The sequence below is a fragment of the Streptomyces sp. NPDC101234 genome (genome assembly GCF_044767525.1).
Taxonomy (GTDB): Bacteria; Actinomycetota; Actinomycetes; order Streptomycetales; family Streptomycetaceae; genus Streptomyces; species Streptomyces sasae.
This window is the reverse complement of the sequence record NZ_JBIWOA010000001.1, coordinates 1-18,760: the sequence shown is the minus strand read 5'-3', so window position 1 is coordinate 18,760 and position 18,760 is coordinate 1. Positions and strand designations below refer to the sequence as shown.

The following is an 18,760-nucleotide window of genomic DNA, read 5'->3' as shown; positions in this document are numbered from 1 at the left end:
TTCTGCTACCAGACGTAGGCGAGGACTTCCCCACCCACGCCCTTCTTGCCGGCCTGCTTGTCGGTGAGGAGCCCGTGCGACGTGGAGATGATCGCCACGCCGAGGCCGCCCAGCACCTTCGGCAGGGAGGTGGACTTCGCGTACACCCGGAGACCGGGCTTGGAGATCCGCTTGATGCCCGCGATGGAGCGCTCACGGTTGGGACCGAACTTCAGGTCCAGGACGAGGTTCTTGCCGACCTCGGCGTCCTCGACCTTCCAGCCCGTGATGAAGCCCTCCTGCTGGAGGATCTCCGCGATGTGAGACTTGATCTTGGACGCCGGCATCGTCACGGAGTCGTGGTATGCCGAGTTCGCGTTCCGCAGACGCGTAAGCATGTCTGCGATCGGATCAGTCATGGTCATGAATTGGCCTTCGGCCTCTCTCGCCGGGGTTTCCTGGTGCGCCATCCCTCTCCCCGATCCGAGACGGGACGGGTGCGGCGCGGTGGACCTACGGCGTAGTAAGTCGTACGGGCGACCGTCAGGCGCCCAACCCTCCAAGCCTAAGCCATGAAGAGGAGGGCGCCTGACACGCCCATTGCTTACCGAGAGCCTCTGAAATCCCTAAAAGCGGGGATTACCAGGAGCTCTTGGTCACGCCCGGCAGCTCGCCACGGTGAGCCATCTCACGAAGGCACACGCGGCAGAGGCCGAACTTGCGGTACACGGAGTGCGGACGGCCGCAGCGCTGGCAGCGCGTGTAGCCACGCACACCGAACTTGGGCTTGCGAGCAGCCTTGGCAATCAGAGCCTTCTTCGCCATCTCGCTCACGCCTCCTTGAACGGGAAGCCGAGGTGACGAAGGAGCGCGCGGCCCTCAGCGTCGTTGGTCGCCGTGGTGACCACGGTGATGTCCATGCCCCGGGTACGGTCGATCTTGTCCTGGTCGATCTCGTGGAACATGACCTGCTCCGTGAGACCGAAGGTGTAGTTGCCACGGCCGTCGAACTGCTTGGGGGACAGACCACGGAAGTCGCGGATGCGCGGCAGCGCGAGCGACAGGGTGCGGTCCAGGAACTCCCACATGCGGTCGCCACGGAGCGTGACGTGGGCACCGATCGGCTGACCCTCACGCAGCTTGAACTGCGCGATGGACTTGCGAGCCTTGGTGACCTGCGGCTTCTGACCGGTGATGGTGGTCAGGTCGCGGATCGCGCCCTCGATCAGCTTCGAGTCACGGGCGGCGTCGCCGACACCCATGTTGACCACGATCTTGACGAGGCCGGGGATCTGCATGACGTTCTCGTACTTGAACTCGTCACGCATCTTGCCCGCGATCTCCTCGCGGTACTTCAGCTTCAGACGCGGAGCAGTGGTGGTAGCCATCAGATGTCCTCACCCGTCCGCTTGGCAACGCGGATCTTGTTGCCTTCGTCGTCGAAGCGGTAACCGACACGCGTGACGACCTTGTTGCCGTCCTTCTCAACGACCAGCTGGACGTTGGAGACGTGGACGGGCGCCTCGGTCGTGACGATGCCGCCGGCCTGCGAACCGCGAGCGGTCGGACCGGCCTTGGTGTGCTTCTTGACCCGGTTGACACCCTCGACCAGGACCCGGTCCTCGCGGGGGTAGGCCGCGATGACCTTGCCCTGCTTGCCCTTGTCCTTACCGGTGATGACCTGGACCAGGTCGCCCTTCTTGATCTTCATGCTTACAGCACCTCCGGAGCCAGCGAGATGATCTTCATGAACTTCTTCTCGCGCAGCTCACGGCCGACCGGGCCGAAGATACGGGTGCCACGAGGGTCGCCGTCGTTCTTGAGAATGACAGCGGCGTTCTCGTCGAAGCGGATGTACGAGCCGTCCGGACGACGGCGCTCCTTGACGGTGCGAACGATGACCGCCTTGATGACGTCACCCTTCTTCACGTTGCCGCCGGGGATCGCGTCCTTGACGGTGGCGACGATGACGTCACCGATGCCCGCGTAGCGGCGACCGGAGCCACCGAGCACACGGATGCAAAGGATCTCCTTCGCACCAGTGTTGTCGGCGACACGCAGTCGCGACTCCTGCTGGATCACGTCTATCTCCTGTTTGTCTGCCGGTTCCCGGCAGGGGTCCGGTTACGGAACCCCTGCCGAGCCTGGCGGAACTGTCCTGCGAGGGATGCCCCGCAGGAGACTTACTTGGCCTTCTCGAGGATCTCGACGACGCGCCAGCGCTTGGTCGCCGACAGCGGACGGGTCTCCATCAGGAGAACCCGGTCGCCGACGCCGGCCGCGTTCTGCTCGTCGTGCGCCTTGAGCTTGTTCGTACGGCGGATGACCTTGCCGTACAGCGCGTGCTTGACGCGGTCCTCGACGGCGACGACGACGGTCTTGTCCATCTTGTCGCTGACGACGAGACCCTCACGGGTCTTGCGGAAGCTGTCGCGCGCCGCAGTGTTCTCAGTCACGTTGCTCTCGCTCATCAGGCGCTCTCCACCGTTTCGATGCCCAGCTCACGCTCGCGCATCAGGGTGTAGATCCGCGCGATGTCCTTGCGGACCGCCTTCAGACGGCCATGGTTCTCAAGCTGCCCGGTCGCCGCCTGGAAGCGGAGGTTGAACAGCTCTTCCTTGGCCTCGCGGAGCTTGCCCAGAAGCTCCTCGTTGCCCAGCTCGCGCAGCTCGGACGCCTTGGTACCGGCCGACATCACGCTTCACCTGCCTCGCGCTTGACGATCCGGCACTTCATCGGCAGCTTGTGGGCTGCGCGAGTCAGGGCCTCACGGGCGATCTTCTCGTTGGGGTACGACAGCTCGAACATCACGCGTCCGGGCTTGACGTTGGCGATCCACCACTCCGGGGAACCCTTACCGGAACCCATGCGGGTCTCGGCGGGCTTCTTGGTGAGGGGACGGTCCGGGTAGATGTTGATCCAGACCTTGCCACCACGCTTGATGTGACGCGTCATGGCGATACGAGCGGCCTCGATCTGACGGTTCGTCACGTACGCCGGGGTGAGCGCCTGGATGCCGTACTCGCCGAACGCAACCGAGGTGCCACCCTTGGCAGCGCCGCTGCGTCCCGGGTGGTGCTGCTTGCGGTGCTTGACCCTACGGGGGATCAGCATGTCGGTCAGGCCTCCGTTCCGGTGCTCTCAGCCGGAGCGGCGGCGGGGGCCTCGGCCTTGGGGGCCTCGGCGCCGGCAGCCTGCTGCGGCTTGCGACCACGCCGCTCGCCACCGCGGCCACCACGGGCCGGACGGTCGGCGGCGCCACCGCGGGCCGGGCGGTTACCCGCACGGGCGGCAGCGTTCTCGGCGCGGACCTCGGCGATGTTCTTGACGTCGCCCTTGTAGATCCAGACCTTCACACCGATACGGCCGAAGGTCGTCTTGGCCTCGAAGAAGCCGTAGTCCACGTTCGCGCGGAGCGTGTGCAGGGGCACACGGCCCTCGCGGTAGAACTCCGAGCGGGACATCTCGGCGCCGCCGAGGCGGCCACCGCACTGGATCTTGATGCCCTTGGCGCCGGCCTTCATCGCCGACTGCATGCTCTTACGCATGGCGCGGCGGAAGGAGACGCGGGAGGAGAGCTGCTCGGCAACGGCCTGGGCAACCAGCTGAGCGTCGGTCTCGGGGTTCTTGACCTCGAGGATGTTCAGCTGGACCTGCTTGCCCGTGAGCTTCTCGAGGTCGCCGCGGATGCGGTCGGCCTCGGCGCCACGGCGGCCGATGACGATGCCCGGACGCGCGGTGTGGATGTCCACCCGCACACGGTCACGGGTGCGCTCGATCTCAACCTTCGAGATACCGGCGCGCTCCATGCCGGACGTCATCATCCGACGGATGGCGACGTCTTCCTTGACGTAGTCCTTGTACAGCTTGTCGGCGTACCACCGGGACTTGAAGTCCGTGGTGACACCGAGCCGGAACCCATGCGGGTTAACCTTCTGGCCCATTACCGGGTTCCTTCCTTGCTGCTGACGACCACGGTGATGTGGCTGGTCCGCTTGCGGATCCGGTAGGCGCGGCCCTGGGCACGCGGACGGAACCGCTTCAGGGTCGGGCCCTCGTCGACGTACGCCTCGGAGATGAAGAGGCTGTCGGCGTCGGTGTGGTCGTAGTTGTGCGCGGCGTTGGCGATGGCGCTGTCGAGCACCTTGCCGACCGGCACGGAGGCTGCCTGCGGAGCGAATCGCAGAACAGCCTGAGCCTCCGTGGCATCCATGCCACGGATAAGGTCCACCACGCGGCGGGCCTTCATGGGCGTAACGCGGATGTACCGCGCCTGGGCCCTGGCTTCCATGGTTGTCCCTCTCAGTTACTTACGTGTCTGAATGCGATCCGCTACTAGCGGCGCTTCGACTTCCGGTCGTCCTTGACGTGGCCGCGGAAGGTGCGGGTCGGCGAGAACTCGCCGAGCTTGTGGCCGACCATCGACTCGGTGACGAACACCGGGATGTGGGTCTTGCCGTTGTGCACCGCGATCGTGTGGCCGAGCATGGCCGGGACGATCATCGAGCGACGGGACCAGGTCTTGATGACGTTCTTGGTGCCGGCTTCGTTCTGGACATCCACCTTCTTGATCAGGTGGTCGTCGACGAAGGGCCCCTTCTTCAAGCTACGCGGCATCTCAACCCGTCCTTAGCGCTTCTTGTTCGTCTTGCGGCGGCGGACGATGTACTTGTTCGACGCCTTCTTGGGCGAACGAGTACGGCCTTCCTTCTTGCCCCACGGGGACACAGGGTGACGACCACCGGAGGTCCGGCCCTCACCACCACCGTGCGGGTGGTCGACCGGGTTCATCACGACACCACGGACGGTCGGGCGAACGCCCAGCCACCGCTTGCGGCCGGCCTTGCCCCAGTTGATGTTCGACTGCTCGGCGTTGCCGACCTCACCGACGGTGGCGCGGCAGCGCGCGTCCACCATGCGGATCTCGCCGGACGGCATACGGAGGGTCGCCATGGCGCCCTCACGGGCGAGCAGCTGCACCGAGGCACCCGCGGAGCGGGCGAACTTGGCGCCGCCACCGGGACGGAGCTCGATCGCGTGGATCGTGGTACCGACCGGGATGTTGCGGAGGGCCAGGTTGTTGCCCGGCTTGATGTCGGCCCCGGGACCGTTCTCCACGGTGTCGCCCTGCTGCAGGTTGCGCGGGGCGAGGATGTAGCGCTTCTCGCCGTCCGCGTAGTGCAGCAGCGCGATGCGCGCGGTGCGGTTGGGGTCGTACTCGATGTGCGCGACCTTCGCCGGCACGCCGTCCTTGTCGTGACGACGGAAGTCGATCACTCGGTAGGCGCGCTTGTGTCCGCCACCCTGGTGGCGAACGGTCACACGACCGGCGTTGTTACGGCCGCCCTTGCTGTGCAGGGGGCGGACCAGCGACTTCTCCGGCGTGGACCGCGTGACCTCGACGAAGTCGGCGACGCTGGCGCCACGACGGCCCGGCGTAGTCGGCTTGTACTTGCGGATTCCCATTTCTCAGTCCTCGTCCGATATCGGACGATCCGACCCGCTTACGCGGTCGGACCGCCGAAGATGTCGATACGGTCGCCCTCGGCGAGGGTCACGATCGCGCGCTTGGAGCCCGCGCGCTGACCGAAACCGGTCTTGGTGCGCTTGCGCTTGCCCTGGCGGTTGAGGGTGTTGACCCCGGTGACCTTGACCGAGAAGACCGCCTGGACGGCCTGCTTGATCTGGGTCTTGTTGGCGTTCGGGTCGACGATGAACGTGTACTTGTTCTCGTCGAGGAGCGCGTAGCTCTTCTCCGAGACGACCGGCTTCAGCAGCACGTCACGGGGGTCCGTGTACGACTTGCTGAGCGGGGTCTCGACGGTGTTCTTGCCCTCGGCCTCGTGACGGCGCGCCTTGGCGACGCGCGCGGCCTTGGCGGCCTTGGCGGCCTTCGAGGCAATGCTCGGGTGACGGGTAGCCATCAGACCTCGGTCCCTTCGGTGTCGTTGGCCTTCGGGCCGGCGACGAAGGACTCGAGAGCGGCCTGGGTGAAGACCACGTCGTCCGAGACGATCACGTCGTACGTGTTCAGCTGGCCCGGCTCCAGGATGTGGACCTGGGGCAGGTTGCGGGCGGACAGCCACGCGGCCTCGTCGGCACGGTCGATGACCAGGAGCAGGTTCTTGCGCTCCGAGATCTTGCCGAACAGCGTGCGAGCGGCCTTGGTGCTGGGGGTCTCGCCCTCGATCACGCCGGTGACGACGTGGATGCGGTTGTGGCGCGCCCGGTCGGTGAGGGCGTGACGCAGAGCGGCAGCCTTCATCTTCTTGGGGGTGCGCTGCGAGTAGTCACGCGGCTGCGGGCCGTGGACGACGCCACCGCCGGCGAACTGCGGCGCGCGGGTCGAGCCCTGACGGGCGCGGCCGGTGCCCTTCTGGCGGTAAGGCTTCTTGCCACCACCACGGACCTCGCCACGGGTCTTCGTCTTGTGCGTGCCCTGGCGGGCGGCCGCGTTCTGCGCGACGACGACCTGGTGGATCAGCGGGATGCTGACCTTCTCCACGCCGAAGATCTCCGCGGGGAGTTCGACGCTACCGGTCTTCTCGCCGGCAGGCGAAAGGATGTCAACAGTGCTCATCGGTTACCTCAGGCCCCCTTGGCCGCGGTGCGGACCAGGACGAGGCCGCCGTTCGGACCGGGAACCGCGCCCTTGATGAGCAGCAGACCCTTCTCCGCGTCAACGGCGTGGACGGTCAGGTTCTGGGTGGTGACACGCTCGTTGCCCATGCGACCCGCCATGCGGAGGCCCTTGAACACGCGGCCCGGGGTGGCGCAGCCACCGATGGAACCGGGCGAGCGGTGCTTGCGCTGGGTGCCGTGACCGGCGCCGAGGCCCTTGAAGTTGTGACGCTTCATGACACCGGCGAAGCCCTTGCCCTTGCTCTTGCCGGTGACGTCGACCTTCACGCCGGCCTCGAAGACCTCGGCGGTGACTTCCTGGCCGAGCGTGTACTCGGAGGCGTCAGCCGTACGGATCTCGACAAGGTGGCGACGGGGGGTGACGTCGGCCTTCGCGAAGTGGCCCTTGAGGGGCTTGTTCACCTTGCGCGGGTCGATCTCGCCGAAGGCGATCTGGACCGACTCGTAGCCGTCGACGTCGTTGGTACGGACCTGGGTGACGACGTTGGGGCCGGCCTTGACGACGGTGACCGGAACAACACGGTTGTTCTCGTCCCACACCTGCGTCATGCCGAGCTTCTCGCCCAGGATGCCCTTGATCTGCTTAGCCATTCTCAGATCACCGGCCTCAGAGCTTGATCTCGATGTCGACACCGGCCGGGAGGTCGAGTCGCATCAGGGAGTCAACGGTCTTCGGCGTCGGGTCGAGGATGTCGATCAGGCGCTTGTGCGTGCGCATCTCGAAGTGCTCGCGCGAGTCCTTGTACTTGTGCGGCGACTTGATGACGCAGTACACGTTCTTCTCAGTGGGCAGCGGCACCGGGCCCGCGACCGACGCACCAGTGCGGGTCACCGTCTCGACGATCTTCTTCGCCGAGGAGTCGATGACCTCGTGGTCGTAGGCCTTGAGCCGGATGCGGATCTTCTGTCCCGCCATGGCTACTCAGTAGTCCTGTCTCTGTTAACGCTCTGGAACCCGGCAGTTACGCCTTCTTCTCCGACCCACGCGGTCGGGCGTGTCGCGCTCCCGCTGACACAGATGCCCCTTGTTCGAACATCCCTGCGGGGAATGCACACGGCCCTTCCGGAACCGCAAGCCGGGGGCGGAAGACCCACCGGGCGCCTGGCCGGTGCTGCACCGCACTTCCCGAAAGATTCCCGTACGTCCGCCCCAGTGCTGCCGTAGTGGCAGTTAGGACGACGAGTACTGTGGGACTCGCTTCCGGTCCTCCCGGCGGGAGGCGCGCAGCATCAACACTCGACCGAGCAACCCCGCTAGTCTGCCATACAGGGCGGGGGGCTGGCCAATCGGGCCGGGGAGCATACCCCCGGAGTGACGCAGGTCAAACCCGGGCCCTCCGCAGCGGCGTTCCCGAGGGCCTCGGCCGGTCCCGGCCGCGCCGTAATCCGCTCGCCCGCCGTCACCCCGCACCCCTACGCTGAGCAGGCACGACAGCTGTCACGGGGGACGTTCACCATGCGTACGCACTATCCACGGACCCGGCATCTGCCCTGGTCGCCCGGTGCGACTGTCGACGACCTCCGGGTCACCGACCTGTCCGGCCTGCGCGGCCGCGAGGTCGTCGTGACCGAGAAACTCGACGGCGAGAACACCACACTTTATGCCGACGGCCTGCACGCCCGTTCGCTGGACTCGGCCCACCACCCCTCCCGCACCTGGGTCAAGGCGCTCCAGGCCCGGATCGGCCACGCCGTCCCGGAGGGGTGGCGGGTGTGCGGGGAGAACATGTTCGCCCGGCACTCGATCGCGTACGACGACCTGGAGAGCTATTTCTACGGCTTCTCGGTGTGGGACCGGGAGGGCCGGTGCCTGGACTGGGACCGGACGGTGGTCTTCCTGCGCGGGCTCGGCGTTCCCGTTCCCCGGGTGCTGTCGCGAGGCGTGTTCGACGAGCGGGCGCTGCGCGCCCTGCGGCTGGATCCCGGGCGGCAGGAGGGATACGTCGTCCGGGTCGCGGACGGGTTCGCCGCACAGGAGTTCGGGGAGCGCGTGGCCAAGTGGGTGCGGGCCGGACACATACAGACGGACACGCACTGGATGCACGCGGCCGTCGTCGAGAACAGGCTCGGGGCCGGGGCGGCCCTGTGGGCGGTGCGATCGGGAGCGGCCGTCGACGTGCGGGCCCTGGAGGAGGCCGTGGGGCTGCCCGGCGCGGGGGACGCACGGGCCGCCGACCGCTTCGATCCGGCGGGGCGGTCCGGGGACGACCTGCTGGCCGGCGTCCTGGCCGCGCTGCTGCACGGAGTGCGGCGAGGACGGCTGGCGGCGCGGCTCGCCACGACGGCGGGCATACCGCTCGCCCGCCGGGTCGCCGACCTCGTGGGACTGCACCCGGCGCTGCACCGGCCGTATCCGGACGAGGACCGGCGGACCGGTCTGGTACGCCTGTCGTACGCCGCCGACCTGGGCCTGCTGCACGCGGTCGCCCGGGCCACCGCGGACACGGACGAGGCGCGCGAGCTGGTGGAGTGGTCGGCGCTGCACGCCGAGGACGTGCGGAGCCTCGGGCTGCGGGAGGCGTTCGCCGGGCTGCCGGCCGACACGGCCGCCCGGTGCCGCGCCGAGGCCCGGGAGGCGTACGCGCTGGGACGGATCGGCAGTGCCGACGAGGCCGTCGCCGCCACCTGGCGCTGGCGGTCCGGCGCGTTCCCGAAGCTGGTCCAGACGGTCGGTCCGGCCGGCAGCGGCAAGAGCACGTTCGCCCGGGGACTGCCGGGCGTGGACGCGTTCGTCTCCCTGGACGACCTGCGCGCGGCGCGCGGCGCACGCGCCGACCAGCGGGCCAACGGCGAGGTCCTCCGCGAGGGACTCGACCGGCTGGACCGGGCCCTGGCCGGCGGCGGGACCGTGGTGTGGGACGCCACGTCCCTCACCAAGCAGCAGCGCTCGCTCGTGCACACGATCGCCCACCGCCATGACGCCCTGATCACGCATGCCGTGGTCCTGGTCGACGAGGACGAGCTGGTACGGCGCAACACCCGCCGCGAGCACCCGGTGCCGCCCGAGGTGCTCACCCACCAGCTGCGGCGCTTCGTCCCGCCGTATCCGGGCGACGCCCATCGCACCTGGTACATCGGGGCGGGCGGGACCGTCGAGGAAGAGGTCTGAGGCGTGCGTACGAGCGAGGAGATCTATCACCGGGTGCGCTGGGACGCACGCTTCGACCCGGCCCGCTTCGTCCTCGGCGTCCTCCAGCGCGGCGCCGCGCCGAAGCGTGTGCCGCTGCCCGCTTTCGTGCCCGGGGGCGAGATCCCCTGGCACCGGGTGCTGTTCATCGAGGCCGACGGCGAGCTGGTGTGGGACCGGGTCACGGGGGTGGACCGGATCGACGCGACGGAGGCGGGCCGGGTCCGGGAGGCCCGGCTGCTCCGGGCGCCGTTCTTCACGGCCCGTACGTCGTACACATGGGACGGCGAGGACTGGCGGCCCGCGCCCTCGCGACGCGGGGACGCGTCCGGCGGTGTGCGGGCATCCGCGGGTGTGCCGGTATCCGGGGATGTGCGCGTATCCGGGGATGTGCGGGTGCTGACCTGGAACACGCTCTGGGACCGGTACGACGCCGACCGCATCGACAGTGCCAGGCGAAGGCCTCTCCTGCTGCGGGCCCTGCGCGACGCGGACGTGGACGTGATCGCGTTGCAGGAGGTCGAGGCGGAACTCCTCGCCCTGCTGCTGGGCGAGGAGTGGGTGCGGGCGTACTGGACCCTGGGCACGGACCCGCGAGGGCGGGACGTCGACGGGTGCGGTCTGCTGCTCCTGAGCCGGCTGCCCGTCATCGAGGCCGCGCACCACGAACTGGGCCCGCACAAGGCGGTGACCGCCCTGGTCGTGGAGGCGGGCGGACGGCCCGTGGTCGTCGCGGCGACCCATCTGAGCAGCGACCACTCGGAGAACGGCGCCGACCGGCGCACGGCGGAACTCACCCGCATCGCCGAGGGCCTGGCGGGTGTGGACGCCGAGCTGCTCCTGCTCGGCGACTTCAACGACGGCGGCGGCACACCGCAGCTGACGCTGGGCCTGCGGGACGCCTGGAGCGAGGTGCACGGCGCCGACGACACGACCCCGACCTTCGACCCGGGCGGCAATCCGCTGGCCGCGATCTCGTCGCTGACGGGCCGGGCCTCACGGCTGGACCGGGTGCTGCTGCGCGGGGAGGGGCTGCGGGTACGGAGCGCCGAACTGTGCGGTGACGTGCCGTCGGCGGAGGGGACGTACATCTCCGATCACTACGGCGTCCTGGCCGAGCTCGCGGTGGGCGTTCCGGAGGGGGAGTCCCTGGATTCCCTCGCCGAAGGACCGACGCCCCGTACGGCGCTGGCGTGGCTCCCGCCCGAGGAGCTGTGGGCCCCGCTGCAGGAGATCCGCCGGGACCACGACCCGCAGATCCGCCGCTGGCCCCCGCATGTGAACCTGCTCTTCGGATTCGTGCCGGAACACGCCTTCGAGCGGGCGGCGGCGGTGCTCGCGACGGCCGCCGCCGCGCCCTTCGACGCCCGGCTGGAGGGGGTGCAGTGGTTCGGCCACCGGGACGACGCGACCGTCTGGCTCGACCCCGCGGCCGCGGGTGAGGAGCCCTGGGCCGACCTGCACCGCACGCTCCTGCGCCACTTCCCCCGCTGCGGTGGCCGCCGCCCGGGCTTCACCCCGCACCTCAGCCTGGGTCGCACCACCGACCCGAACACCCTGGCCGACGCCTGCGCGGCCCGGCTCGCCCCGATGCCGGTCAGGGTCGGCGAGCTGGCACTGCTCTCGCGGCGCGGGGACGAGCCGATGCGGGTGCGGGCCACGGTGACGCTGGGAACGGGCGAGGTGCGGTGGGCGGAGGAGGCCGCGCAGGGCGGAGCGCACGACGTGGTGGCGCGACTGGCCGAGGAAACCACCCGCCGCATCGAGAACGCGCTCCCCGACGCTGTCGTACACGTCGTCGGCTCCCGGCGCATGGGCTGCGCGCTGCCCGGGGCGGACCTGGACCTGGTGGCGGTGCTGCCCGGCACGGTCGAACTCGCCGCCGTACAGGCGCGGTTGACCGCCGCTTTCCCCGAGGCGACGGATGTGCGCGAGGTGGTCGGGGCCCGGGTACCCGGTCTGCGGTTGCGGACCGACGGGCTGGACGTGGACCTGGTCGTGGTCACCACGGGTTCGACGGACCCCGCGGAGGCGGTGTCGCGCCGGACCGAGCTGGGCGAGGCGGCCGCGGTCGCGCTCAGCGCGGTGAGCGATGCCGACGCGGTACTGGCCTCGGTGGGCGGCCACGGGCCTGCCTTCGCCCGGCTGGCCACGCAGGTCAAGGCATGGGCGAAGGCCCGGGGCCTGGACTCGGCACCGTTCGGCGGCCTGCCGGGCCTGGCCTGGTCCGTCCTGGCCGCCCGCACCACGGCCGAGGCCGGCGATCTCGCGCCGGGCGATCTCCTACGGCACTTCTTCGCGACGTGGGCGGCCTGGGACTGGCGGGAGCCGGTGGGCCCGACGGCCGATCGCCCCCACCCCCTCTTCTTCCTCCCCCTCACCATCACGACCCCCTCCGCCCCCGTACGCCCCTGCACCGACCAGGTGACAGCGGGCATGCGCGACCTGGTGGCCCAAGAACTGTTCCGCGCCTGGGAACTGCTGGAAGGAACCACGGCCCCCTACCCCCGGGCCGAACTCCTCGCCCCTCCCCCGCTCCACCGCCGCCACGCGGCCTGGGCGGTCCTGACGGTGGGCACGGACGCGGACGAGGGCCGGGTGCGCGGCAGAATGCGCGCCCTCGTCACCGACCTCTCGACGTCGGCCCCCGACTGCCACGCCTGGCCCCGCCCCTTCACCACGAACCCGGTCCGCTACGCCATCGGCCTGGGCTCCACCCCACCGACCGCCGACCAGCTCGCGGCTGTCGCGGAACGCCGGCTGCGCGGCCTGACCGGCGTCACACTGACCCGGACCGAAGGGGGCGGCGTACCGACCCTGCGCTGACACTCCACGCCGGCCGGCGCGCGCTCAGAAGCCCCAGGGGTCGGGATGAGGCTTGGCCGTGGGGTCCTCTGACCAGGTCAGACGGGCCTCGATCTGATCCCCGGTGAGCCCGAGGAGCCGGTCGACGGCCCAGCCGTTCCACTGGACGGCACGCGGGAACTGCGGCAGCCGGAAGGCGGGCAGCCGGGCGGGCAGCGCTTGGGGGAGGTACACGGGCCGCTTGATCTCGCCGTTCCGCTTCGGCTTGGAGGACCTGCGGGGATCGAGACAGTCGACCACCTGGTCGACGACGTACAGCACATAGTCGTCACCACGCCTGCCGTTGCCGATCTCGACGGGCACCAGACTCCCGGCTGACAGCAGTTCGTCCCCGAACCGCTCGGCCAGCCGGCGGCTGAGCACGGGGGCACCGGGGCTGCCGCTGGGGAAATCGCTCCTGGGGGCGGAGTCGTCCATCCACTCGGCGCTCAGCCCGGTGGGCCGGTCCGCCTCGTCCCCCTCGCGTTGCCAGCGCATGAGCCTGCTCTGGCCGGAACCGTCCAGACGCAACGTCTCGTAGTCGTTCAGGCTCGGCAGGATCCGGTAGACCGCCGGGCCCCGTCGGGGGCTGCCTGACATCGCGTCACCATCCATACAGGCCAGGGGACCGGCCGATCGGGAGCACTGCGCGTGCCGGGATCACAACCCCCACGGATCGGGGTGCGAAGCGGCCGACGGCTCCGGTGACCACAGCAGGCGGGCCTCCAGACCGTCTCCGAGGACCTCGCCCAGCAGATCACGCATCCAGCCGGTCCAGCACACCGCGACGGGAAACTGCGGAACCCGGAACGCCGGCAACTCGGCAGGCACCGCCTCCGGATGGAAGACCATCTTCCTCATCTCACCGGTGGCCTTCTTCGGCTGGGCCGACCTGCGGGTGTCCACGCAGTCCACGAGAGGCTCCACCACGTACAGGGCGTAGTCGTCCGGCCCGGGGCCCGGTGTACGGACAGGGACCAGTCGCCCGGCCTGCTCCAACCGCTCCTGCCCGACCCGGTCGACGAGGCCTCGGCTCAGCATCGGCGCGCCCGGACAGTCGGAGGCGAAGTCGGCCTTGCGCGCCTTGGGGTCACCGGTCCACTCGGCCTCGAACGAGTCCGGCTGAGCGACCTGCGGTCCCTGGAACTGCCGGCGCTTGAGCTCGATCAGCGAATCACCGAGGCGCAACGTCCTCAAGTTCCCCGTGCCGGCCAGGAGGCGGTACACGGCGGAGGGGTGCGAGGGGTCCGGTGCGGAGGTCGGGTCAGAGGTCGGGTCAGAGGTCATCGAGTCATCCTTGTGTCGTCCAGTAGGCGGTACTCGGCACGGCGTGCGTGACACCGGCGAGCTCGCCCTCGATCTGCTTCCGACGCTTCGCAGTTCCCGGCGCCGACGTGGACACCACAGCCGACGCGCTGAGTCCCTCAGAACCCCCAGGGGTTGGGGTGCGGCACCGCCTCCGGATCCTCCGACCACACCAGCCGGCACTCCAGCTGCTCCCCGAGCAGTCCGCTGAGCAGCCGTGCGGCCCAGCCGTTCCAGCAGACGGCGGTGGGGAAGGCGGTGGTGCGAAAGGCCGGGACATCAACCGGGATGTCGCCCGCCCGGAAGACCGACTCCTTGATCCGGCCGATCACGTCAGGAGGCGAGGACTTCTCGCCGTCCAGGCAGTCGGCCACCCGCTCGACCAGATAGAGCAGGTAGTCGTCGTCCGCGTCCTTGATCCGTACCGGCAGCAGCTTTCCGGCCCCCTCCAGATCGCCCCACATCAGGTCGGCGATACGGCGGCTCAGGACCGGCAGGCCGGGGTCCCCGTTGGGAAACTCACTCTTCGGCCAGCGCGGGTCACCCCCCCACTCCGCGCCGAACCGCACGGGGTACGGCCCCTCGGAGCCGCCCCGCTGCCATCGCAGGAGGTCGATGACCTCGTCGCCGAGATGGAGCAGCTGGAAGTCCGCCATGGCGGGCAGGAGGCGGTACACAGACCGGTGTTCTTCGATGCCTTCAGTTGTCATGCCGCCTTCTAGGGGATTCTTGTCCAGCGTGCCGTCGGAGCCGGGGCGCCGTTCACCATCTGACCGGGTGAGAGTTCGTGCTTGACCTGCTGACCGACGGTCCGCAGCTCCGAACGGATCAGATCAGCCATCTTCGTCTTGCTGAGCCCCGCGGTGATTCCCCTCCGTTCCACCGCTGTCAGGTGCTGGTTCAGTCGCTGCAGGAAGGCGTCGGTGTGCGTGAAGTTGTGCGGGCGGGCGTGCCCCAGGGGGATGCCGTTCGCCGCCTCGTCGATGTCTACTCCGTACCTGGACAGGATGGCTCGGCTGTCGGCGGTTCGCCCGACCACCCGGTTCAGCGTGGAAGGCACGATATGGGCCGCGGCCTGCCCGGACTGGAAGACGACGCCTTCGGCCTCCATGTTCCCCCGGAGGATCTTGGAGTGGCAGATCAGGCCCAGATAGTCGACCCACAGCAGGGGGTTGGGCACGTATGCGTGGGCGTTCGGTCCGGCTTCCAGTCCCAGGGGGTCGGGGCTGAGGTACACGGCGGTGGCCGGGTCGTAGTGCCGCAGATTGTTGTAGTGCAGCCCGGACTCCTGGTCGAAGTACTGGCCCGGGAAGCGAAGGGGCGTGCTCGCGGCGGACGGGTCCCAGGTCGTCAGTCCCCACAGCGTGGCGCGTGACCTCCCGGCGACCGCTCCGGCCTCGTCGACGAGCTCCGTGGGGGCTCCCACCAGATCGCTGACGATCGCGAAGAAGCGTTCATCGACGACGTCCTGCCGGGCATCCGAATGGACCGTGCGTTCGGTCTGTGCGACGGGGACCAGTCCGTCACGGTCCCAGGTGAGCGTCACCTCCCGGTCGCCGCCGGCGACGCACGACGTCTGTTCCACGAGATGTGGTCCGTCCCAGGTGAAGCGGACCTCCTCCAGGACGGCGGCCTGGAGGTTCGGACCGTCGACCGCGGCGAGCCGCTGTTTGGCGATGCGCCGGCCCAGCGAGTCGTACACGTAGCGCCACACGGTTCCGTCCGGGGTGACGACGCTCGTGAGCCGGTCTTCGCCGTCCCAGGTGTACCGCCAGATGTCGGGCTTGCGGGAGAGCCTGGTCCGCCGCCTGAGGACGGTCCGTCCGGCGATGTCGTACTCGTAGTGAACGGAGCCGGCGCGGGTGACCCGGCTCCCGGACCGGTCCCGGTCCCCCCGGGCCTCGGGAGCCGGCTGCCGATCCGGCCAGGTGGCCTGTGCCTGATTACCCGCGGCGTCGTAGGCGTAGGTCTCGGTCCAGTCCGTCGCGTGCACCGCCGTGACGCGGCCGGCCGCGTCCAGGTCGAAGCGCCGGTGTCCGGAGTGCGGGTCGGTGACCGAGGCAGGGATGCCGTCCGCCTCGTACGTGTAGGTGCGGTCGATGGCCGGCCGCCGGGCTCCCGGGGCGGCATGCCTCTGGGCGACGAGGCGGTGCTGGGCGTCCCAGCTCTGGTGGAGTGCGAGACCCGCGGTGCCCATGCTGCGGACGGTCTCCCGTCCGAGCGGGTCGTACGCCGACAGGAGGGTGCGGCCCGAGGCCGTCAGTTCCGTGCGGTTGCCTGCGGCGTCGTAGCCGTACGTGGTCACGGCACCACCCGGGGTCGTACGCCGGACGGGCCGGCCCAGGGCGTCGTACGTGGTCGTGAGCGCACGTCCGTCCACGGCCTCGCTCGTGACACGCCCGGCCGGATCGTAGGTGTACATCAGTGTCGCCTCGGGGCCCGCGGCTTCCAGGACCCGCCCGGCGGAGTCATGGGTGTAGCGGGTCGTCCTGCCGTCCACCGTCTTCCGGCACTGGTTGCCCGCGGTGTCGTAGGCGAAGGCGGTCGTCTGGCCCACTGCGTTGGTACGGCTGAGGAGTTGACCCGCGGCATCGTGGACGTAGTCGACGACTCGGTTGTCGAAGTCCGACTCCCGCACCAGCCGACCCGCCGTGTCGTAGGTGTAGTCCCAGGTCAGTCCGTACGGTCCGACTACCTGGACCAGTCGCAACTCGGTGTCGTGCACGAAGGTGTGGCGGGTCCCGTCGCTTCCGGTACGCGTGGCGAGAACGCCGAGCGGGCCGTAGGCGCAGCGCGTGGTCCGGCCCGCCGCGTCGGTGTGCGTGATCAGGTTGCCCTCACCGTCGTACGTCCAGGACTCGGCCGTGCCGTCCGGGCTGACCCTGGCCGCAGGACGGCCCTCGACGGTCCAGGTGAAGCGGGTCGTGGCACCCGACGGGTCCGTCAAGCTGCTACGCCGGCCGAAGGCGTCATAGGCGGCCCGGGTCACCGCACCGAGCGGGTTGGTCACCGTGACCGGTTGGCCCGCGGGGTTGTTGACGAAGCGCGTCTCCGCACCCAGGGCGTCCGTCACCGAGGTCAGGGCACCGGACCGGTCGCGTGCGAAGCGAGTGACGGCTCCGTCCTCGGCGGTCAGGGCAGTGCAGTTGCCCCGTTCGTCCCAGTCCTGACGGAGGACCGAGCCGTCGTACCCGACTGCCTCGACCATCCGGTTCTGGTCGTCGTACGTCCACGCGGAGGCGGAGCCGTCCGGCAGACGTACACCGACGAGATGGCCCGCGGGGTCCCACCGGAGGCGGATCGTGCGGCCCAGCGCGTCGGTGCGGGACAGCAACCGGTCCCTCCGGTCCCACTCCTGCAGGACCAGGTGACCGAGCGGGTCGGTCTCGGCGACCAGCTGGTACGCATCGTTGAACTGGTACCTGGTGACGTGTCCGAGCGAGTTGCGGGCAGTGGTGACCAGGGTCTCGTCGTCGTACGCGAAGAAGTAGTCGAGGACTCCGTCGACACCCTGTGTGGTCACGCAGCGGTCGTGGTCGTCGTACCCGTACCGGTACCAGGCTCCGGTGCGGTCCTCCCAGCCGGTGATCCGGCGGCGGTCGTCGTAGTGGAACCGCTGCGGCCGGTCCGAGGAGTCGCGTATCTCCGTGAGATTGCCGTCGGTGTCATAGCCGTAACGCAGCAGAGCGGGCTGCCCGGGGGCGTTGCGCAGGGTCAGGCCGGTGATCCGCCCGTGCCGCGTCGTCACTCCGATCCGGTAGCCCCCGTGGTGGAGGACCTCGGTGGGCACTCCGTCCGCGTCATGGGAGATCGTCACGGTGTTGTCGTTGCGGTCGCGGATGACGGCCAGGGGCAGTTCACCCTCGGCTCCGCCCGGAAGCGGCCGGAAATGCAGGGTCAGCCCGCTGTCCGGCTGGTGCACCGTCAGGTCGCCGCCCGGGGTGCCGTCCCAGCCCAACGGCCAGTCCGGCCCCTCGACCGGGGACAGTTCCAGACCCGGCTCAGGCTTCGGATACGTGAGCACCATGCCGTCCGCGGTGGCGAACCGCACCCCCGTGGCGTCGAACAGCAGTCGCTGGTCGAGGGTGGAGGTCCAGCTCTCTCCGAACAGCCGTCCGCTCTTGACTCCGGTGCGGTAGTGGCGTTCGAGCACAACCGGGAGCACTCCGTCCAACCGGACGTCGGTGGCCGACATGACCATCTGACCGGTGGCCATGTCGATCGGGTCACCGCAGGTGAAGAGCTTCTTCATCTGCCGGCCCAGCGCGCGGGTGCCCTTCCCCAGCCCCTGCACGCCGAGTTCCATGCCCTTGAGCCCGCCCTTGAGGCTCTTCAGCTCCTTGAAGCCCTTGGCGAGTTTGCCGAGGCTGGTGATGCCCTTGCCGCCGGGTATGCAGTCCAGGGCGGCAAAGGCCACGTCCCATAGGGATGCCTGGCCTTTTGAGTATTTGTAGAGGGTGTCCGCGAGGACCACGAGCGCGGCGACGAGGACGATCGCGCCGAGGATGGGCCCGCCGATGATCATCGCGATGATCCCGACGACGGCGACGACGACCTTGCAGACGGTGACGATGGTGTCCCAGTTGTCCTCGAACCAGTGGCCCACGTCCTGCCACCAGTGCCGGTTCGGGATCCCCGCGTCGGAGGCCTCGTCGATCTTCCGCTTCGCCTCGCCCGCCGCGTCGTCACGCATCTTCCGCGCGTCCTCGGCCATCTTCTTCGCCGCGTCCAGCGCGCTCTGCGCGGACGTGACATCCGACTGGGCCTTGGTGTGGGCGGACTTGGCGCTCTGCACGTCCCGGGTGGCGGCCCGCACCTTCGCCTCGTCCGGCTTGTCGGCGTCCGACTTGCTGCCGGTGGGGT

Annotated in this window: 22 protein-coding genes; 2 read left to right on the top strand and 20 right to left on the bottom strand. The window is 69.4% G+C overall.

Annotated elements, in window-relative coordinates; all coding sequences use genetic code 11:
• Window positions 1-5: 5 nt before the first annotated feature.
• The 16 genes from rpsH to rpsJ form a co-directional block, all read right to left on the bottom strand.
• Entirely contained in the window at window positions 6-404 is a 399-nt protein-coding gene (gene rpsH, locus ACIRR9_RS00110) for a 30S ribosomal protein S8 (RefSeq protein ID WP_089099428.1), read from the bottom strand.
• A 214-nt stretch (window positions 405-618) separates the two neighbouring features.
• A complete protein-coding gene (locus ACIRR9_RS00105; RefSeq protein WP_003948630.1) occupies window positions 619-804 on the bottom strand; it encodes a type Z 30S ribosomal protein S14 in 186 nt (61 codons plus the stop codon).
• Window positions 805-809: 5 nt separating this feature from the next.
• The gene (gene rplE / locus ACIRR9_RS00100) at window positions 810-1,367 is read right to left on the bottom strand and encodes a 50S ribosomal protein L5 (RefSeq protein WP_123974794.1); all 558 of its coding nucleotides are present in this window, start codon (window positions 1,365-1,367) and stop codon (window positions 810-812) included.
• Window positions 1,367-1,690 (bottom strand): 50S ribosomal protein L24, encoded by a 324-nt coding sequence (rplX, locus tag ACIRR9_RS00095; RefSeq protein ID WP_030967306.1) that lies wholly within the window; start codon window positions 1,688-1,690, stop codon window positions 1,367-1,369. The genes rplE and rplX overlap by 1 nt, the downstream gene beginning before the upstream one ends.
• Before the next feature lie 2 nt (window positions 1,691-1,692).
• Window positions 1,693-2,061 (bottom strand): 50S ribosomal protein L14, encoded by a 369-nt coding sequence (gene rplN / locus ACIRR9_RS00090; RefSeq protein ID WP_003992364.1) that lies wholly within the window; start codon window positions 2,059-2,061, stop codon window positions 1,693-1,695.
• 101 nt (window positions 2,062-2,162) lie between these two features.
• Window positions 2,163-2,450, bottom strand: coding sequence for a 30S ribosomal protein S17 (rpsQ, locus tag ACIRR9_RS00085; protein ID WP_123974795.1), 288 nt, complete (start codon window positions 2,448-2,450; stop codon window positions 2,163-2,165).
• The gene (gene rpmC, locus ACIRR9_RS00080; RefSeq protein ID WP_030174543.1) at window positions 2,450-2,674 is read right to left on the bottom strand and encodes a 50S ribosomal protein L29; all 225 of its coding nucleotides are present in this window, start codon (window positions 2,672-2,674) and stop codon (window positions 2,450-2,452) included. The genes rpsQ and rpmC overlap by 1 nt, the downstream gene beginning before the upstream one ends.
• A complete protein-coding gene (gene rplP, locus ACIRR9_RS00075; RefSeq protein WP_123974796.1) occupies window positions 2,674-3,093 on the bottom strand; it encodes a 50S ribosomal protein L16 in 420 nt (139 codons plus the stop codon). Before rplP ends, rpmC begins: the two co-directional genes overlap by 1 nt.
• A 5-nt stretch (window positions 3,094-3,098) precedes the next feature.
• Complete coding sequence (rpsC, locus tag ACIRR9_RS00070) at window positions 3,099-3,923, bottom strand: 30S ribosomal protein S3 (protein ID WP_123974797.1); 825 nt, start codon at window positions 3,921-3,923, stop codon at window positions 3,099-3,101.
• Window positions 3,923-4,270 (bottom strand): 50S ribosomal protein L22, encoded by a 348-nt coding sequence (gene rplV, locus ACIRR9_RS00065; RefSeq protein WP_003974262.1) that lies wholly within the window; start codon window positions 4,268-4,270, stop codon window positions 3,923-3,925. The genes rpsC and rplV overlap by 1 nt, the downstream gene beginning before the upstream one ends.
• 44 nt (window positions 4,271-4,314) lie before the next feature.
• Window positions 4,315-4,596, bottom strand: a complete 282-nt coding sequence (rpsS, locus tag ACIRR9_RS00060; protein WP_003948639.1) for a 30S ribosomal protein S19 — start codon at window positions 4,594-4,596, stop codon at window positions 4,315-4,317.
• Window positions 4,597-4,608: 12 nt separating this feature from the next.
• The gene (gene rplB, locus ACIRR9_RS00055; protein WP_041665436.1) at window positions 4,609-5,445 is read right to left on the bottom strand and encodes a 50S ribosomal protein L2; all 837 of its coding nucleotides are present in this window, start codon (window positions 5,443-5,445) and stop codon (window positions 4,609-4,611) included.
• Between the two features lie 38 nt (window positions 5,446-5,483).
• On the bottom strand, window positions 5,484-5,903 hold the full coding sequence (rplW, locus tag ACIRR9_RS00050; RefSeq protein ID WP_123974798.1) for a 50S ribosomal protein L23: 420 nt from the start codon (window positions 5,901-5,903) through the stop codon (window positions 5,484-5,486).
• Window positions 5,903-6,559, bottom strand: a complete 657-nt coding sequence (gene rplD / locus ACIRR9_RS00045; protein ID WP_362601095.1) for a 50S ribosomal protein L4 — start codon at window positions 6,557-6,559, stop codon at window positions 5,903-5,905. The genes rplW and rplD overlap by 1 nt, the downstream gene beginning before the upstream one ends.
• 8 nt (window positions 6,560-6,567) lie before the next feature.
• Window positions 6,568-7,212, bottom strand: a complete 645-nt coding sequence (rplC, locus tag ACIRR9_RS00040) for a 50S ribosomal protein L3 (protein ID WP_062706771.1) — start codon at window positions 7,210-7,212, stop codon at window positions 6,568-6,570.
• A 16-nt stretch (window positions 7,213-7,228) separates the two neighbouring features.
• Window positions 7,229-7,537 (bottom strand): 30S ribosomal protein S10, encoded by a 309-nt coding sequence (gene rpsJ, locus ACIRR9_RS00035; RefSeq protein ID WP_003948644.1) that lies wholly within the window; start codon window positions 7,535-7,537, stop codon window positions 7,229-7,231.
• A gap of 540 nt (window positions 7,538-8,077) precedes the next feature.
• On the opposite strand from rpsJ, the gene ACIRR9_RS00030 reads away from it, so the two are divergent.
• A complete protein-coding gene (locus ACIRR9_RS00030) occupies window positions 8,078-9,730 on the top strand; it encodes an RNA ligase family protein (RefSeq protein WP_403745905.1) in 1,653 nt (550 codons plus the stop codon).
• Window positions 9,731-9,733: 3 nt separating this feature from the next.
• Complete coding sequence (locus ACIRR9_RS00025) at window positions 9,734-12,574, top strand: poly(A) polymerase (protein WP_403745902.1); 2,841 nt, start codon at window positions 9,734-9,736, stop codon at window positions 12,572-12,574.
• A gap of 24 nt (window positions 12,575-12,598) precedes the next feature.
• On the opposite strand, the gene ACIRR9_RS00020 is transcribed toward ACIRR9_RS00025, so the two are convergent.
• From ACIRR9_RS00020 to ACIRR9_RS00005, 4 genes are all read right to left on the bottom strand, one after another.
• Complete coding sequence (locus ACIRR9_RS00020; protein ID WP_403745900.1) at window positions 12,599-13,192, bottom strand: hypothetical protein; 594 nt, start codon at window positions 13,190-13,192, stop codon at window positions 12,599-12,601.
• A gap of 60 nt (window positions 13,193-13,252) precedes the next feature.
• Window positions 13,253-13,879, bottom strand: a complete 627-nt coding sequence (locus tag ACIRR9_RS00015) for a hypothetical protein (protein WP_403745898.1) — start codon at window positions 13,877-13,879, stop codon at window positions 13,253-13,255.
• A gap of 137 nt (window positions 13,880-14,016) precedes the next feature.
• The gene (locus ACIRR9_RS00010) at window positions 14,017-14,607 is read right to left on the bottom strand and encodes a hypothetical protein (protein ID WP_403745895.1); all 591 of its coding nucleotides are present in this window, start codon (window positions 14,605-14,607) and stop codon (window positions 14,017-14,019) included.
• An 8-nt stretch (window positions 14,608-14,615) separates the two neighbouring features.
• On the bottom strand, window positions 14,616-18,760 hold a 4,145-nt coding region (locus ACIRR9_RS00005; RefSeq protein ID WP_403745892.1), incomplete at its 5' end, for a DUF6531 domain-containing protein.

Bases quoted from the DNA above. Each gene is read 5' to 3' on its own strand.
- rpsH (WP_089099428.1), bottom strand. From the start codon at position 404: ATGACCATGACTGATCCGATCGCAGACATGCTTACGCGTCTGCGGAAC.
- ACIRR9_RS00105 (WP_003948630.1), bottom strand. From the start codon at position 804: ATGGCGAAGAAGGCTCTGATTGCCAAGGCTGCTCGCAAGCCCAAGTTC.
- rplE (WP_123974794.1), bottom strand. From the start codon at position 1,367: ATGGCTACCACCACTGCTCCGCGTCTGAAGCTGAAGTACCGCGAGGAG.
- rplX (WP_030967306.1), bottom strand. From the start codon at position 1,690: ATGAAGATCAAGAAGGGCGACCTGGTCCAGGTCATCACCGGTAAGGAC.
- rpsQ (WP_123974795.1), bottom strand. From the start codon at position 2,450: ATGAGCGAGAGCAACGTGACTGAGAACACTGCGGCGCGCGACAGCTTC.
- rpmC (WP_030174543.1), bottom strand. From the start codon at position 2,674: ATGTCGGCCGGTACCAAGGCGTCCGAGCTGCGCGAGCTGGGCAACGAG.
- rplP (WP_123974796.1), bottom strand. From the start codon at position 3,093: ATGCTGATCCCCCGTAGGGTCAAGCACCGCAAGCAGCACCACCCGGGA.
- rpsC (WP_123974797.1), bottom strand. From the start codon at position 3,923: ATGGGCCAGAAGGTTAACCCGCATGGGTTCCGGCTCGGTGTCACCACG.
- rplV (WP_003974262.1), bottom strand. From the start codon at position 4,270: ATGGAAGCCAGGGCCCAGGCGCGGTACATCCGCGTTACGCCCATGAAG.
- rpsS (WP_003948639.1), bottom strand. From the start codon at position 4,596: ATGCCGCGTAGCTTGAAGAAGGGGCCCTTCGTCGACGACCACCTGATC.
- rplB (WP_041665436.1), bottom strand. From the start codon at position 5,445: ATGGGAATCCGCAAGTACAAGCCGACTACGCCGGGCCGTCGTGGCGCC.
- rplW (WP_123974798.1), bottom strand. From the start codon at position 5,903: ATGGCTACCCGTCACCCGAGCATTGCCTCGAAGGCCGCCAAGGCCGCC.
- rplD (WP_362601095.1), bottom strand. From the start codon at position 6,559: ATGAGCACTGTTGACATCCTTTCGCCTGCCGGCGAGAAGACCGGTAGC.
- rplC (WP_062706771.1), bottom strand. From the start codon at position 7,212: ATGGCTAAGCAGATCAAGGGCATCCTGGGCGAGAAGCTCGGCATGACG.
- rpsJ (WP_003948644.1), bottom strand. From the start codon at position 7,537: ATGGCGGGACAGAAGATCCGCATCCGGCTCAAGGCCTACGACCACGAG.
- ACIRR9_RS00030 (WP_403745905.1), top strand. From the start codon at position 8,078: ATGCGTACGCACTATCCACGGACCCGGCATCTGCCCTGGTCGCCCGGT.
- ACIRR9_RS00020 (WP_403745900.1), bottom strand. From the start codon at position 13,192: ATGTCAGGCAGCCCCCGACGGGGCCCGGCGGTCTACCGGATCCTGCCG.
- ACIRR9_RS00015 (WP_403745898.1), bottom strand. From the start codon at position 13,879: ATGACCTCTGACCCGACCTCTGACCCGACCTCCGCACCGGACCCCTCG.
- ACIRR9_RS00010 (WP_403745895.1), bottom strand. From the start codon at position 14,607: ATGACAACTGAAGGCATCGAAGAACACCGGTCTGTGTACCGCCTCCTG.